Annotated in this window: 14 protein-coding genes; 10 read left to right on the plus strand and 4 right to left on the minus strand. The window is 62.0% G+C overall.

The features are described from left to right. Positions 1-211 precede the first annotated feature (211 nt). The 5 genes from LBW87_RS12950 to LBW87_RS12970 all read left to right on the plus strand — a co-directional run bounded on the left by LBW87_RS12950 (position 212) and on the right by LBW87_RS12970 (position 4,380). Entirely contained in the window at positions 212-1,249 is a 1,038-nt protein-coding gene (locus LBW87_RS12950) for a methionine ABC transporter ATP-binding protein (protein WP_225201896.1), read from the plus strand. After that, complete coding sequence (locus LBW87_RS12955) at positions 1,239-1,892, plus strand: methionine ABC transporter permease (RefSeq protein ID WP_225201897.1); 654 nt, start codon at positions 1,239-1,241, stop codon at positions 1,890-1,892. Before LBW87_RS12950 ends, LBW87_RS12955 begins: the two co-directional genes overlap by 11 nt. Before the next feature lie 77 nt (positions 1,893-1,969). Beyond that, positions 1,970-2,770, plus strand: coding sequence for a MetQ/NlpA family ABC transporter substrate-binding protein (locus tag LBW87_RS12960; protein ID WP_225201898.1), 801 nt, complete (start codon positions 1,970-1,972; stop codon positions 2,768-2,770). A gap of 231 nt (positions 2,771-3,001) precedes the next feature. Further along, the gene (locus LBW87_RS12965; protein ID WP_225201899.1) at positions 3,002-3,568 is read left to right on the plus strand and encodes a DUF5625 family protein; all 567 of its coding nucleotides are present in this window, start codon (positions 3,002-3,004) and stop codon (positions 3,566-3,568) included. A gap of 14 nt (positions 3,569-3,582) precedes the next feature. Further along, positions 3,583-4,380 (plus strand): hypothetical protein, encoded by a 798-nt coding sequence (locus LBW87_RS12970; protein WP_225201901.1) that lies wholly within the window; start codon positions 3,583-3,585, stop codon positions 4,378-4,380. A 51-nt stretch (positions 4,381-4,431) separates the two neighbouring features. On the opposite strand, the gene ylqF is transcribed toward LBW87_RS12970, so the two are convergent. Together ylqF and LBW87_RS12980 are read right to left on the minus strand one after the other, a co-directional pair. Beyond that, complete coding sequence (gene ylqF / locus LBW87_RS12975; RefSeq protein ID WP_225201902.1) at positions 4,432-5,394, minus strand: ribosome biogenesis GTPase YlqF; 963 nt, start codon at positions 5,392-5,394, stop codon at positions 4,432-4,434. A gap of 124 nt (positions 5,395-5,518) precedes the next feature. After that, positions 5,519-6,937, minus strand: coding sequence for an MFS transporter (locus LBW87_RS12980; protein WP_225201903.1), 1,419 nt, complete (start codon positions 6,935-6,937; stop codon positions 5,519-5,521). 146 nt (positions 6,938-7,083) lie between these two features. Between LBW87_RS12980 and LBW87_RS12985 the strand changes: the two genes are divergently transcribed. After that, positions 7,084-7,959 (plus strand): LysR family transcriptional regulator, encoded by an 876-nt coding sequence (locus tag LBW87_RS12985; protein ID WP_225201904.1) that lies wholly within the window; start codon positions 7,084-7,086, stop codon positions 7,957-7,959. Here LBW87_RS12985 and LBW87_RS12990 read toward each other — a convergent pair. After that, on the minus strand, positions 7,956-8,897 hold the full coding sequence (locus LBW87_RS12990) for a histone deacetylase family protein (protein ID WP_225201905.1): 942 nt from the start codon (positions 8,895-8,897) through the stop codon (positions 7,956-7,958). The genes LBW87_RS12985 and LBW87_RS12990 overlap by 4 nt on opposite strands. Positions 8,898-9,092: 195 nt before the next feature. Here LBW87_RS12990 and mltB point away from each other — a divergent pair, with 195 nt between their 5' ends. From mltB to LBW87_RS13005, 3 genes are read left to right on the plus strand one after another with little or no spacing between them, the layout of a single operon-like run. Continuing rightward, positions 9,093-10,307: a lytic murein transglycosylase B gene (gene mltB / locus LBW87_RS12995; RefSeq protein ID WP_225201906.1), complete on the plus strand. Its 1,215-nt coding sequence runs from the start codon at positions 9,093-9,095 to the stop codon at positions 10,305-10,307. Positions 10,308-10,314: 7 nt separating this feature from the next. Beyond that, on the plus strand, positions 10,315-12,471 hold the full coding sequence (locus LBW87_RS13000) for a TonB-dependent siderophore receptor (protein ID WP_225201907.1): 2,157 nt from the start codon (positions 10,315-10,317) through the stop codon (positions 12,469-12,471). A gap of 7 nt (positions 12,472-12,478) precedes the next feature. Beyond that, positions 12,479-13,666: a phosphotransferase enzyme family protein gene (locus LBW87_RS13005; protein WP_225201908.1), complete on the plus strand. Its 1,188-nt coding sequence runs from the start codon at positions 12,479-12,481 to the stop codon at positions 13,664-13,666. 107 nt (positions 13,667-13,773) lie between these two features. Here LBW87_RS13005 and LBW87_RS13010 read toward each other — a convergent pair whose 3' ends face one another. After that, positions 13,774-14,319, minus strand: coding sequence for a YaeQ family protein (locus LBW87_RS13010; RefSeq protein WP_225201909.1), 546 nt, complete (start codon positions 14,317-14,319; stop codon positions 13,774-13,776). A gap of 104 nt (positions 14,320-14,423) precedes the next feature. Here LBW87_RS13010 and LBW87_RS13015 point away from each other — a divergent pair, with 104 nt between their 5' ends. Further along, positions 14,424-15,002 carry a DUF1415 domain-containing protein gene (locus LBW87_RS13015; RefSeq protein ID WP_225201910.1) on the plus strand — a complete coding sequence of 193 codons (579 nt, stop codon included), beginning with the start codon at positions 14,424-14,426 and terminating at the stop codon, positions 15,000-15,002. Positions 15,003-15,276: the final 274 nt, after the last annotated feature.

Here is a 15,276-nt window from a genome sequence, read left to right on the forward strand (position 1 = left end):
TAAACACTTGACGTGTGCATGCTCATCAGACATTCCGGTTATATGCATAGGCGAAAATTTGTTTTCCCCTTATAACCTCGGCACCGTAAAATGGCGTCTTCTTATAAAAAAATTGATGGCAGTGGAGACTGTGGTTGGTCCAGGCCGGGCATCCGACGATGTTGCGGCGCCGGCTCAAACGCACAGTACCGCTGCCATTTCTGTTCCCATCATGATCGAAATCCAAGCTGTCACCCAGCGCTTCGGCGACGTAGAAGCTGTCCGCGATGTCGATCTGTCGATCCGCAAAGGCGAGATCTTCGGCATCATCGGCCGCAGCGGCGCCGGCAAGAGCACGCTGGTCCGCACCATCAACCTGCTGAACCGTCCCACGTCCGGACGCATCGTCCTGGACGGCCAGGACATGACGGCGCTGTCTGCCGACCAGTTGCGTGATGCCCGGCGCGGCATCGGCATGATCTTCCAGCACTTCAACCTGCTGTCGTCGCGCACCGTCTACGACAACATCGCGCTGCCCCTGGAGTTGGCCGGCAAGTCGAAGGCCGAGATCGCGAAGAAGGTCGAGCCGCTGCTGGAACTGGTGGGCCTGGACAAGCTGCGCGACCGTTATCCGGCGCAGATTTCGGGTGGCCAGAAACAGCGCGTTGGCATTGCCCGCGCACTGGCCAACGAGCCCAAGGTCTTGCTGTCGGACGAGGCGACTTCGGCGCTGGACCCGGAAACCACCCGTTCGATCCTGGAACTGCTGCGCAAGATCAACAAGGAACTGGGCCTGACCATCGTGCTCATCACGCACCAGATGGAAGTGATCAAGGTCATCTGCGATCGCGTAGCGGTGATGGAAGCCGGCCAGGTCATCGAACAGGGCGAAGTGCTGGAGGTGTTCCGCCAGCCGCGCCATGAAGTCACGCGCGCGCTGATCGGCGACGTGATCGCCCACGAACTGCCACGCGGCGTGGTCGAGCGCCTGCGGGTCCGTCTGGCCAATGCCGAGAGCGGCCAGGGCACCGATCACCTGTTCCGCTTTGCCTTTACCGGCTCGGGCGTAGACCAGCCGCATCTGTCGGAAGCGGTGCGTCGCTACAACCTGGACTTCAATATCCTGCACGGCCAGATCGACGAGATCCAGGGCCAGGCCTTCGGCTCGCTGGCGATCCTCGCCAACGGCACGCAGGAAAATATCAACAATGCAATGCAATACCTGCGCTCGCAGGGCGTCGTCGTCGAGGAGCTGAACCATGTCATCTGAACTGATTGATCTTTTCATCAGCTCCTTCGGCGAAACCCTGATGATGGTGGTCATCTCGGGCCTGGTGGGCTCGGTGCTGGGCATTCCGCTGGGGATCGCGCTGCACCTGACGGATCGCAACGGCATCCTGCCCAATACCGCCTTCAACCGCATCGCCGGCCTGCTGGTCAATGCGGTGCGGTCGACCCCGTTCATCATCCTGCTGGTGGCGGTGATCCCGATGACGCGTTTCTTCGTGGGCACCTCGATCGGTACCGCAGCGGCCATCGTGCCGCTGACGATCGCCGCCGCCCCGTTCATTGCACGACTGGTCGAGACCGCCCTGCGCGAAGTCGACCGCGGGCTGGTGGAAGCGGCGCAGGCGATGGGCGCGACCACCTGGCAAATCATCTACAAGGTATTGGTACCGGAAGCATTTGCTGGTATCGTCGCCGGTCTCACGATCACCTTCGTCAGCCTGGTGGGCTATTCGGCCATGGCCGGCGCCATCGGCGGCGGCGGCCTGGGTGACCTGGGCATCCGCTACGGCTACCAGCGCTTCCTGCCCGAAGTGATGCTGGCGGTGGTGCTGATCCTGATCGTCTTCGTACAGTTGGTGCAGTCTTTTGGGGACCTGCTGGTGCGCAAGCTGAGCCATCGCTAAAAACGTGGCGACTTGGTACCGGCATAAAACAAACCGCGGCTACCCGCCGCGACTTATGTGTAATTGAAAGGAAAGTCATGAACCGTCGTCAGTTGATTCAATTCTTCGCAGGCCTGGGCGTGGTTGCCAGCCTGATCGCCGCGCCTGTGCAGGCGCAAGACAAGCCGATCAAGATCGGCGTGACCGCCGGCCCGCACGCCGAGATCATGGAGCAGGTCAAGAAGCTGCTCGAGAAAGACGGCGTCAAGCTGCAGATCATCGAATTCACCGACTACATCCAGCCTAATGCAGCGCTGGCCGGCGGTGACCTGGATGCCAACAGCTACCAGCACCAGCCTTACCTGGACGCACAGATCAAGGACCGCGGCTACAAGTTCGTCAGCGTCGGCAGCACCATCACCTTCCCGATGGGCATCTACTCGAAGAAGGTCAAGTCGCTGGACGAATTGAAGTCGGGCGCCCGTGTCGGCGTGCCGAACGATCCGACCAACGGCGGCCGCGCGCTGCTGGTGCTGCAAGCCAAGGGCTTGATCAAGCTCAAGCCTGACGCTGGCCTGAAGGCGACCCCGCTGGACATCATCGACAATCCGAAGAAGGTCAAGATCATCGAACTGGACGCGGCACAACTGCCACGTTCGCTGGATGACTTCGACGCTGCCGTCATCAACGGCAACTTCGCTGAATCGGCTGGCCTGTCGCCCACCAAGGACGCCATCTCGGTGGAAGCCTCGACCGGCCCCTACGCCAACGTGCTGGCCGTGCGCACTGCCGACAAGGACAAGCCTTGGGTGGCCAAGCTGGTCAAGGCTTACCACAGCCCGGAAGTGAAGAAGTTCGTGCTGGAAAAGTACAAGGGTTCGGTGATTACCTCCTGGTAATCTGACCGATCACCTCCGTCGCTGACGGAGGAACCTGTGAAGAGCCCACCAATGTGAATTGGTGGGCTTTTTTGTTTTGTGGAAGCGGTTTTAACACAGCAAGCAATTTACCCCTCAGGTCAGTGAGGCGAAATTATTTTGAATCCTCTCGCTGTCGAATCAGTGCTTTTTTCAATCCCCCTCCGCTGCGCTAACGTCCCGAACATCCAACATCCTCCCTCCGGAGTCGAAATGCTACTGCGAACATGGCTCAAAAGACTGGCGATCCTCATTCCGACGGGATTGTCTACCGCGACGATCAGCGGATGTACAAAGGAAGAAAGAGCGACGCCTGGCGTACAGGAAAGCGGCTACGTGATGCCGTTTGCGCTGCGACAGGGCGGTGAACAGATCGATCTTCTGGTTCGGGTGAGGGATTCGGACCGACCCTATCAATTCAATCTGATCTTTGTTTCGCACCATGCGTGGCCGGAAGAGAAAAAAAATGCGCTACGCCGGATGTATCAGGGTTTTGCCATCGGAGATGCCGAACGCACGCCCAATCCATTCAAATTGAGAATTCGCATCGATTCCTTCGATGAAAAAAGCGATGTGCATATCGAAGAGACCATTTCGACACGAAAGCCTCACTACTTGCTGGAGGCAGAAAACAAAACGGTGACCTGGCATGGGCAAATGCTCTATGCACGGAAATTTACGCCAGGGATTTATAGGGTCCGTGTCGACAACCTTGCGGCGATTCCTCAAATCGACTTCAAGACGCTGTTTGAATTCGAACGTCATAGCCGTAAGTATTGAAGAGGAGCCTGACCATGCGCGGTTACACATTGAAACTACACGTCGAAAGTCCCGGAACACTTTATTTCTCGCCTGGAGAAGACCCTACAAGATCGATTGGGGGCCACGCCTGGTTCGAAGTAGTTTCTCCTGATAACAGTTCAACGCAAGCGGGCTTCGCGCCGGCAAGCCCGAAATCCGGAAGCTCATCTGCACCAGGAAAAATATATAACAATGACGGAGAAGGTTACGCCGGTTTGCCCGCCTTCTCTGTTTCGTATGAAGTGACTGCAGATCAAGCCAAGACGTTGACTCAATTTATCGAAGGCCCAGGGCAGTTCGGCTTTGACATAAACAATTACCACGCGATCAGCAACAGCTGCGTAGACTTCGTCTGGAAGGCCTTGGAAGTGATAGGCATGAATCCCTTGAAACGACAGGGCGATATCTTCCCTCTGGATAACGTGGATGACTTCATGCTGTTGCTCAACCTCAAGATGCTGAGTTCGTCGATCCGGGGTATTGGTTCTCCATGGCACAGTTCATGGATGCGGCGGGCGACAGCGCAATCGATTGAAACGAACTTCTGGGACAAGACACCAGACGGCACAGTGACCGTCAGCCCTCTCGGCCAGCATTTTTCGGATAACCCGGATGCCACCAACTTCGGTGTCGCCACCGCCATGGCGATGGGAGACGCGCGACACTTTTCCGATATGCAGAACCCCTTCAGGATGAAGAGCTTTCCCCTGTCATCATTCCCTGCCTTCAATCACGCGGGCATGACGTTGCCAACATGTGGCAAAGACTACATTCCGTCCTGGGACCGCTAAGGCTAAACGGCCAGCATGAACCATCGCTAGCCGTTTCTCCCTGCGTCACCATCAATCCCTGCCGGACCGGTGATCCGGCGCATTACGCCAGTCGTATTCTTCTTCCTCTTCCTCGTCGCCTTCATCGTCAAGCGCTTCCGGATTGTCGGTCGACTGGTAGCTGGCCAGCAGTTCGGCGCGCGACGTCGGCGTCTCGAGGGTGATGCGTCCCAGGGCGCCGCTGCGGTAATCCTGCAGGAACACGTGGGCAGCCTTCTCGAAATCGTACTCGCCGCCCTTGATGCGGAACCCGCGCTTGGCGGCCACGCCTTCCACCACTGCCACCCCATCCATGCCCGCCAGGTCGAAACCATAGCGCGCTGCCAGCAGATGACCATAGCGCTGCAGCAACTGGTCGGCCAGGAACGTGGCGACTTCTTCTTCGATCAGCGCGTTGCTGCCCACCGCGTGGCTGGCAGCCAGCATCAGGCCATCGCTGGGATGGGCGATCTTGGGCCACAGCATGCCCGGCGTATCGGTCAACACCATGTTGTTGCCCAGGTACAGGCGCTGCTGGGTCTTGGTCACGGCAGGCTCGTCGCCTACGGCCGCCACCCGCTTCTTGAGCAGCGCATTCATCAGCGTCGACTTGCCGACGTTGGGAATGCCCATGATCATCATGCGCAGCGGCTTCAATGCAGTGCCGCGATGCGGCGCGACCTGCAAAGCCAGCTTGGGCACGCGGGCCACATCGGCCGGCTTCTTGCACGACAGCGCCACGGCAGTCACGCCCTTCTGGGCGTTGTAGTACGCGATCCAGGCGGCGGTGACGGCCGGATCGGCCATGTCGGTCTTGTTGAGGATCTTCAGGCAAGGTCGCTGGCGGAACGCGCGCAACTCGGCAATCATCGGATTGCAGCTGGCTTCGGGCAGGCGGGCATCGACCACCTCGATGACCAGGTCGACCTTCTCCATCGCCTCGGCCGCCTTCTTGCGGGCGGCGTTCATGTGGCCGGGGAACCATTGGATGGACATGCGGGTTTCTTCTTTCTTGCGTATTTCGTCGAGGCGCTATTTTACGGCTTGCAGCGCCCTCCCCCATAAAAAAACGCCTGCGGTGTCATCACGGCAAGCGTTTAGTGGCATCGAAGCCGCAGATTCAGGCGTCGGCGACCGCTGCTTGCCGCCTGACAACACCCACGAAGCGCCATACCAGCCACAATGCCAGCGCATAGGCCACTGCCATGCTGCCAAAGGCCAACGGGTTGCGGATCTGCCAACCTTCAACGCTGTGCAGCACCGCGCCCATCGCCGCTACCCCGACCAGGGCGCCGATCTGGCGATTGGCGTTGAGCGCAGCGGCGGCGCTGCTGGCATGGGCGCGGCCGGCAACCTGCATCACCACCGTGGTCATGGCCGGAATGGCGGTGCTCACCCCAAGGTTGGCCAGCGCGCAGATGCTGGCCAGCATCCAATAGGGCGTGGCGGGCGTAAAACTGGTGGCGATGGCAGTAAATAACGCGCCCACCGACAAGCCCAGCAGCAGCGGCACGCGCGGCCCCCAATGGGCAGACATGCGGCCCGAACTCAGGTTGCCCACGAAGATCACCGCCATCATCGGCACCAGTTGCAGGCCGGTGTGCAAGGCATCGGCGCCACGCCCCTGCTGCAGGAACAAGGCCAGGTAGAACAGATTGCCGTAGACGCTGAAATTGATCAGGAAGCCGATGCCGTTGGCCGCCGCGAACTGCGGCGTGGCAAACAGCGCGCGCGGCAGCAATGGCGCCATGCCGCGACGTTCGTGCCGTACCAGTGCGGCCCCAGCGATCAGCGTCACCACTGCGGCCAGCGCAATGCGAGGCGAGGTCCAGCCATAGACCGGCCCCTGGATCAACACGAACGACAGGCCGGCCAGCATCACAATGCCCAGCACATGGCTCAGCAGGTGCAGCACCCGTGGCTGGCTGGCCACTTGCGGGATCAGGCGTCGTGCCATCCACAGGCCCAGCAGGCCCACCGGCACGTTGATGAGAAACACGCTGCGCCAGCCGAGGGCGCTGATCAGCACGCCCCCCACCAGCGGACCGACGGCGGCGGCCAGCCCGACCGTGGCCGACCACACGCCCAGCATGCGCGCCCGCACCCGGTCGTCTTCATAGACATGGGTCAGCAGGCTGAGCGAACTGGGCATGAAAAACGCCGCGCCCAGGCCCTGCAACAGGCGCGCCGCGATCAGGAAAGGCCCGTTGGGGGCCGCGCCGCACAGCAGGGACGCCAGCACGAACAGCGACAAACCCAGCAAATACAGGCGCCGCGCGCCGTAACGGTCGGCCAGCGCGCCGCCCACCATCAGCATGGCAGCGAAGGTGAGCGTATAGCCGTCGACGATCCACACCAGCGTCGACAACGGCGTCGACAGGTTCTCGGCAATGCTGGAGAGCCCGACGTTGACCACCGTCACGTCCAGCATGGCCATGACGAAACCGATAGCCAGCGCCACCAGCGGCAACAGGCCGGCCTCAGGTTTGGACGCTGGCCGGGAAACGCCGGGAGCGACAGGGCATTGAGCGGTAGACATGATGTTCTTTCTGCAAGAGAAGACGCCGGAAGGTCCGCACGCCAAGGTTAAGGCTTGCATTCTAGGACGCTACCATCATGCAATAAAGAGGTATAACATCAGCACACTGATGCAAATTTGCATGCCGAGCGGATTATGGGGGAGCCATGGACTGGGACAATGCACGCGTATTCCTTGCGCTGGTGCGGGCGGGCACCTTGCGCGGCGCAGCCGAGCAGCTGGAGATCGACCAGGCCACCGTCGGTCGTCGACTGGCCACCATGGAGAAGTCACTGGGTGCGCGCCTGTTCCTGCGCACCCCGGCCGGCTATGTCCCCACGCCCGCCGGCGAGCTGGCGGCCACCGCCGCCGAGCGCATGGAGCAAGGCGCCGAGCAGATGCTGCGCCAGATGCAGGGCATCGACGAGCGACTGTGCGGCGTAGTGCGGGTGGCCGCCACCGATACCTCGGCGCGTCACTTCCTGGTGCCGGCGCTGCACAAGATGCGCCAGCAGCATCCGGGTATCCGGGTGGTGCTCACCACCTCCAACCACATCAGCAACCTGACCCGGCGCGAAGCCGACCTGGCCGTGCGCACCGTCCGCCCCGACAGTCCGGACCTGATCGCACGCCATCTCAAGCGCCTCCATACCGGCCTGTACGCTGCCCGCAGTTATCTTGAGGCACGCGGCGAACCCGAGCCCGGCACCGCGCTCAAGGGCCACGACATCGTGATCTATCAGAAGGACCTGCCGACCCGTCAGGGCGAGTCGCTGTGCGGTGAACTCCATGCCAACGCCAGCGTGGCCATGGAAGTGAGCTCGGGCGTGATGCTGGCCGAGTGCGTGGCCGCCGGCATGGGCATCGGCGAGATTCCCACTCACATGGCCGACGCCATGGACGGGCTGGTGCGCATCTGGCCCGAACGCAGTTCGCCCTACGACATGTGGCTGGTGCTGCATGGCGATCTCAACCGCACCGCACGGGTACGCGCGGTGGCCGATGCGATCGTCGCGGAATATGACCGGGTGCCGGCGCCTTAATCCAGGTCGGCCAGCACCTTCAGGTGGGCCACCACGCTGCGTCCCAGTGCCGACAGGTTGTAGCCGCCTTCGAGGCAGCTGACGATACGGCCCTGCGCATGCTGGGCGGCGACCTGCATGATCTGGCGCGTCATCCACGCGTAGTCAGCCTCGACCAGGCCCATCTGGCCCATATCATCCTCACGGTGGGCATCGAAGCCGGCCGAGATGAAGATCATCTGCGGGCGGTGCGCGTGCAGCGCCGGCAACCATTTCTCGGTCACCAGCTGGCGCACCGTGGCGCCGTCGGTGTAGGCCGGCAGGGGCGAATTGAGGATATGCGACTCGGCCGGATCGGCGCCCGAGAACGGGAAGAACGGGTGCTGGAAAAAGCTCACCATCAGCACCCGAGGGTCATGGGCAAAGGCGTCTTCGGTGCCGTTGCCGTGATGCACATCGAAATCCACCACCGCGACCCGCTCCAGGCCATGCACGTCCATCGCGTGACGCGCGGCAATGGCGACATTGTTGAACAGGCAGAAACCCATGGCACGCTCGGGCGTGGCATGGTGTCCGGGCGGGCGCACCGAGCAAAAGGCGTTGTCCAGTTCGCCCGCCAGCACGGCGTCGGTAGCGGCCACGGCGGCGCCGGCGGCGCGCAACGCGGCTTGCCAGCTGTGGCGGTTGAGCATGGTATCGGTGTCGATGGCGTGATACGGCTGGCCCGACTCGGCCAGCGCTGCACTGTGTTGGCGCACGCTGTCGATGGCGGCTTCGCTATGGATGCGGCGCAAATCGGTCGGGTCGGCCAGGGGCGCATCGCGACGATCGAGGAACTGATCGATCCGGCTGGCAATGAGCTGGTCTTCGATCGCCTGCAGGCGGATCGGCGTCTCGGGATGCCAATCGCCCATTTCATGGCGCTGGCAATCGGCGTGCGTATAGAAGGCGGTTGTCATTTTTGCTTCTTGTTATAGGCCGGCTGCGGCGTTCATCGCCCGCCGGCCAACAAAATCATCTCGTGGCGGTAGTGTACATCCTGTCGACTGCCGCCGCAGCGGCCCCTGTGGCGGCTGCCTGCACCAGCACGGGGCAATGCCGACTATGCGGTATACTTGCCACCCTGTCTCGCCCTCCGTTCTGACTGCCGCCACATGCCGATTACCCTGTCTCGTCGCCTGCGCCTCCTGTCGTCCACCCTGGTATTGAGCGCGCTGTGCGCCGCGCCGTTCGCGCAGGCTCAGCCGGCCCAGGGCACCAGCAGTACCAAGCCCGCCAAGAACACCAAACCGGCCAAGAGCACCAAACCGGTCAAGAAGACGCCCGTCAAGAAGGCTGCGCCCGCCGAACAGGGCGAGTTCGTCAATTTCAACGACTGGAAGGAAGTGACGCGCTTCATCGACGAGATGGCCGAGCGCAACGGCTTCGACCGTGACGCCCTCAACCGGGTGTTTGCCCAGACCCGATATCTCGATACCGCCATCAACCTGATCAAGCCCGCGCCGAGCAACAAGCCCAAGAACTGGGCCGCCTATCGCGCCCGCTTCATCGACCCCATCCGCATCAAGGCCGGCGTCGAATTCTGGGACACCTATGGCGTCGCGCTGGCACGCGCCGAAGCCCAATACGGTGTACCGATGGAAATCATCGTCGGCATCATCGGCGTCGAGACCGTCTATGGCCGCAACACCGGCAGCTTCAGGGTGATGGATGCCATCACCACGTTGGCCTTCGACTATCCCAATACCCCCACCCGCGACGCCCGCATGGCGTTCTTCCGGGGTGAGCTCGAAAACACGCTGCTGCTGGCGCGCGAATCGAACATCGACCCCTTCAGCCTGCGCGGCTCCTACGCCGGTGCCATCGGCTGGCCCCAGTTCATGCCGGGCAGCATTCGCGAATACGCGGTGGACTTCGATGGCGATGGCAAGATCGACCTGCGCAATTCGCCGGTCGACGCCATCGGCAGCGTCGCCCATTACCTGGCCGTGCACGGCTGGCAGCGCGGTGAACCGGTGGCCTTTCCGGCCCAGGTCTCGAGCGACAACCGGCAATGGGAAGGCTTGCTCAACCAGGGCCTGGAAGCCAAGTACACGCTCGACCAGTTGCAAGCCGCGGGCGTGAGCGCGCCGGCGGTGCGCGCCAACCTGCGCTTCGGCCTGATCGATCTGCAGAACGGCACCGCGGCCACCGAATACTGGCTGGGCACCGCCAACTTCTTCGCCATCACCCATTACAATCGCAGCTACTTCTACGCGATGTCGGTGGCCGAACTGGGTCGCGCCGTGGCCGCCGCACGCAACCGCCCGGTCATCAACAAAGACAGCGCACCCGACGATGCGCTGCAACCGAATAAATCTACCCCCTGACGCAACGATGAAACGCATTGCTCCCCTGGCCTCCACGCTGATGCTGACGCTGGCCGGCACTTCCTTTGGCACCGCCCGTGCCGCCGATCAACGCGAAGACGGCGAAAACCGCGACAGCCTGCCCACCGTCAACGTCAGCGCACCAGGCGCCAACCGCGCCCGTTCGGCGTCGGTCGCCGGGTTCGACGACGCGCCGCTGCTCGACACCCCCGCTTCGGTGTCGGTGGTCAGCGCCGCACAGATCAGCAATCAACAATCTCGCCTGCTCTCGGACGTGGTCAAGAACGATGCCGCCATCGGCGAGAACTACGCGCCGGTCGGTTATTACGAGAACTTCAGCATTCGCGGCATCACGCTCGACCCGGGCAGCGCCTATCGCATCGATGGCCTGTCGGCCGCGGGCGAACAATCCATCGCGCTGGAAAACAAGGAACGGGTCGAGTTCCTGAAGGGCGTGGCCGGCTTGCAGGCCGGCGTGGTCGCCGCCGGTGGCCTGGTCAACTACGTCACCAAGCGGCCGGCCGATGTACGTTCGGTCACGCTGGGCACCGATTCGAACGGCTCGCGCTATCTGGCCACCGATCTCGGCACGCTGTTCGGCGAGCACAAGCAGTTCGGGCTGCGCATCAACGCCGCGCATGAAGATATTCATTCGTACGTCAACGGCGCCGACGGCTGGCGCGACTTTGCATCGCTGGCCGGGTCCTGGGCCATCACCTCGAAGACGCTGTTGCAGTTCAACGCCGAGTACCAGAAAAAGTCGCAGCACTCGGTGGCCGGCTATCAATTGCTGGGTGGCACCACGCTGCCCACCAACGTCTCGCCCAGGACCATGCTCACGCCCCAGTCGTGGGCGCAACCGGTGCGTGACGCCTCGCTCAACTACAACCTGCGGCTGGACACCGAGCTGGCCGCCGGCTGGCGCGCCTATGTCCTGGCCGGACGCAGCCGGGCGGTGATTGATGACAGCACGGCCTTTCCCTATGGCAGCGGCACGTTTGCCTCGACCTCGTTCGCCGCAAATGGCGACTTCGATGTGTATGACTATCGGGTTCCCAACGACGAACGTCGCAACGACGATGCGCAGGCCGCCGTCATCGGCAAGTTCGACACTGGCGCCATCCTGCATGAACTGACCGTGGGCCTGGCGCTGACCCGGCGCGTGATCGACAAGCCCGATGGCGTCAACGACCTGGTGGGCAGCGGCAATATCGCCGGCACGCCGGCGCTGCCGGCCTCGACCTTGGTCTCCGGCCCCGCCTATCGCAACCTGGACAACCGCCAGAAGGCCGTCTTCGCCACCGATCGCCTGCATTTTTCGCGCCAGTGGCAGGCCCTGGTGGGCGGCCGCCAGGTCTGGATGGATGAGCAGGCTTATTCCAGCGGCGGCACCGTTTCACGCTTCACCCACCGCAATGTCTTCCTGCCGCAGCTGGCGCTGATCTTCAAGCCGATCGATAACATGTCGCTCTACGGCAGTTACGCCGAGACGCTGACACTGGGCACCACGGCGCCGTTCTGGACCAGCAATCCTGCCGGCACCACGCTGCCGCCATCCGTGGCGCGTCAGCTGGAAGCCGGCATCAAATATGACGCCACCGCCGAGCTGGCGCTGACGGCAGCCCTGTTCCGCATCCGCAAGGCGTATGAATACCAGCAGCCCGACAATAGCGCGACCGGCTTCACCTACGTGCAGCAAGGTCGTCAGACCAATACCGGCATCGAACTGGGCGCCAACGGCAAGCTCACGCCGCGACTGCAACTGGGCGCCAGTGCGGCCATTACCCGTGCGCGCGCAAGCGGCACCGGCACTGCCGCCTATGACGACCAGCAAGCCGTGAACGTGCCGCGCCTGCGCACCACCGTCTATGCCGACTATGCGGTGCCGGGCGTGGATGGGCTCAATGTCATGGGCAGCTGGCTCTACAGCAGCAGCAAGCCGGTCACCCGTGACGGCAGCGTGAACCTGCCGGCGGTGCACGTCTTCAACACCGGTGTGCGGTATCAGTTGCGCATGGGCGGCCACTCGGCCACGCTGCGCCTGAACATCGACAACGTGTTCGACAAGCGCTACTGGAAGGATGCCGGGCAATATCTGGGTGACAGCTACGTGCATCTGGGTGCGCCACGCACGGCGCGCCTGTCGCTGCAAACCGATTTCTGAGCCAGGCATGGAAGCGGCATCCCACCATCTCACCCGGGTCATCAGCCACGGCATGAATGCCGACACGGTGATCTCGGACTGGCCGGCGCTGACCTCGGCCGAAGTGGCGCGCGTCCTGCAGCATTACCCGCAGGCGGGCAAGCCCCAACGACTCGAATGGCATAGCCCGCGCCCGTTCTCGGCGGCCTGCGTGATGCACACCGACGCCGGCGAGATCTTCGTCAAGCGTCATCACGTCCGCGTGCGCGATGTGGCCGCGCTGGCCGAAGAGCATCGTTTCGTGGCGCATCTGCACGCCAACGGCTTGCCGGTCAGCACCGCCCTGCAAACCACCGATGGCGCCACCGCACTGACCGACGAGCACTGGACTTACGAAGTGTTCTGGCTGGCGCCGGGGGTAGACCTGTACCGCGACGCCCTGTCGTGGACGCCTTTTTCCAGCACCGCGCATGCGCACTCGGCCGGTCACATGCTGGCGCGCCTGCACCAGGCTGCACGCGGCTACGACGCGCCGGCGCGCAGCGCGCGTCCGCTGATCTCCAGCTTCACCATTTTTTCGCAGGAAGACCCGGTGCGTCCGCTGCAGCACTATATAGAGCAGCGCCCGGCGATTGCCGACTATCTGCAGGAGCGCCCCTGGCGTGGCGAAGTGGCGCAACACCTGCTGCCGTTTCACGCGCGCCTGAAGCCTTATCTGGATGAGCTGACACCACTCTGGACGCACAACGACTGGCATGCGTCGAATCTGTTATGGAGTGACGCCAGCGCCACCGCGCAAGCCCAGACGGTACTCGACTTCGGCTTGAGCGACCGCACCAGCGCGCTGCATGACGTGGCCACCGCGATCGAGCGCAATATCGTCGAATGGCTGGCGATACCGCATCGACCGGACCAGCTGGTGCACCTCGACCTGCTGGACGCCCTGCTCGATGGCTACGATACCCTGCTGCCACTGGGAGCGCGCCAGATCCACGCACTGGCGGCGCTGCTGCCCCTGGTGCATGCCGAGTTTGCGCTGGCCGAACTGGATTACTTCCATGGGGTGACGCAGTCGCCGCAGAACGCGGCACTGGCCTACGATACCTACTTCCTGGGACACGCCGCCTGGTTCAATGGCGATGAAGGGCAACGCCTGCTGGCGCACCTTGAGGCGCGCGCGGAGCGGGTGGCGAAAAAGGCATCAACGTCGACCTGATGAACGCCGGAACGACGCGCTTGTAGTGACATCGACATCCTGTCCTACCTCCCGTCGTCCTGACGAAAGTCAGGACCCAGCGTCTTCACGACTGACAGCCACACCCCTCAGGCCGCAAAGTCCTTGATGACCTGTGGCTCGATCAACACCATGTTTTCGTTGGCGCCGAGCCAGATCTGGCCATCCTGGATCGTGCATTGCAATTGCATGCTGCGCTGGGCCAGCGCCGCCAGGGCCTGGCTGGCGTCGGCGTCGATGTTGACGACCCGGAGGTTCTTGGCGCGCTCGACACGACTGCCGGTCTGGTTCCACCAGATGTTGGACACGCTGCTGTAGCTATAGACGATGACCCGCTCCGACCGCCCGCAGGCCTTGAGGATGGCGCGGTCATCAGGCTGGCCGACTTCGATCCAGAGATCGATCGCACCGGTCAGGTCTTTCTGCCACAGGTCTGGCTCATCGGTATCCGACAGGCCCTTGCCGAAGCCCAATGTCTCGCTGGCATTGAGCGCAAAGGCCAGCACCCGGATCATCATGCGTTCGTCGGTCTCGGACGGATGACGGGCAATGGTCAACGGGTGCGACTGATAGTAATGCCGGTCCATGTCGGAGATCTGGAGTTCGGCTTTATAGATAGTGGATTTGAGCGCCATGAATCGTCTGGTTGGTTTGCGCAACGCCGGCTGGCGCGGCCAAAGGTTGGCAAGCATAGCCGATCCCGGGCCTCCCGGCCATGGCACGCATGCGACAATATCGCATGCAAAATCAAGCCGACACCCCAACCGACGACCAGATCGAGGCACTAACACGTGCCTGGCTGGAGCAAGCTGTCATCGGACTGAACCTGTGCCCGTTCGCCAAGGCCGTCCACGTCAAGCAGCAGATCCGCTATCGCGTCACCCGCGCCACCGACTGGAACACCCTCGGCGAACATCTCGACGAAGAGCTGACGCTGCTGGCCGAGAGCGATGCCAATAACATCGACACCACGCTGCTGATCATTCCACTCGCATTGGAGCAGTTCGACGAGTACACCGATTTTCTGGATTGGGCCGAACGCATTCTGGAAAGAGCCGGACTCGAAGGCGTATTGCAGATCGCCAGTTTTCACCCGCAATACCAATTTGCCGACGCAGAACCGGACGATATCGAGAATTTCAGTAACCGCTCGCCTTTTCCCGTACTCCATCTGTTGCGAGAAAGCAGCATCGACCGCGCGGTCGCTGCCTACCCCGACGCCAGTGCAATCTTCGAGAAGAACATGGCTACCCTGCGGGATTTGGGCTTATCTGGCTGGAATATGCTGCCATTTGTCGTGACAAACAAACAACCCTAGCAAATCTCGAAAAAATCCTGTTAATATCTGTTACAAATTCGAGATGGGTTTCTGCAACTATTGTGGAATAGTTTTTTCTGAACACATGAATAATGTGCAATTATTTCTACATAGACATAGAATTACTGCGTGACTATTAGAATTTAACTTCACAGGTCAGAGAACCCGATACCACTTTTTTGAAGTCGTTCTTTGATAGGACTAGTCGATATCTCGTAGAAAACGAGCCCTAAGGGCCGCAGTCTCAGATAAAGTTAGTCGCGTTTTGCAGTTT

The sequence above is a fragment of the Herbaspirillum sp. alder98 genome, assembly GCF_020179755.1.
In the GTDB taxonomy this organism is placed as follows: Bacteria; Pseudomonadota; Gammaproteobacteria; order Burkholderiales; family Burkholderiaceae_D; genus Herbaspirillum.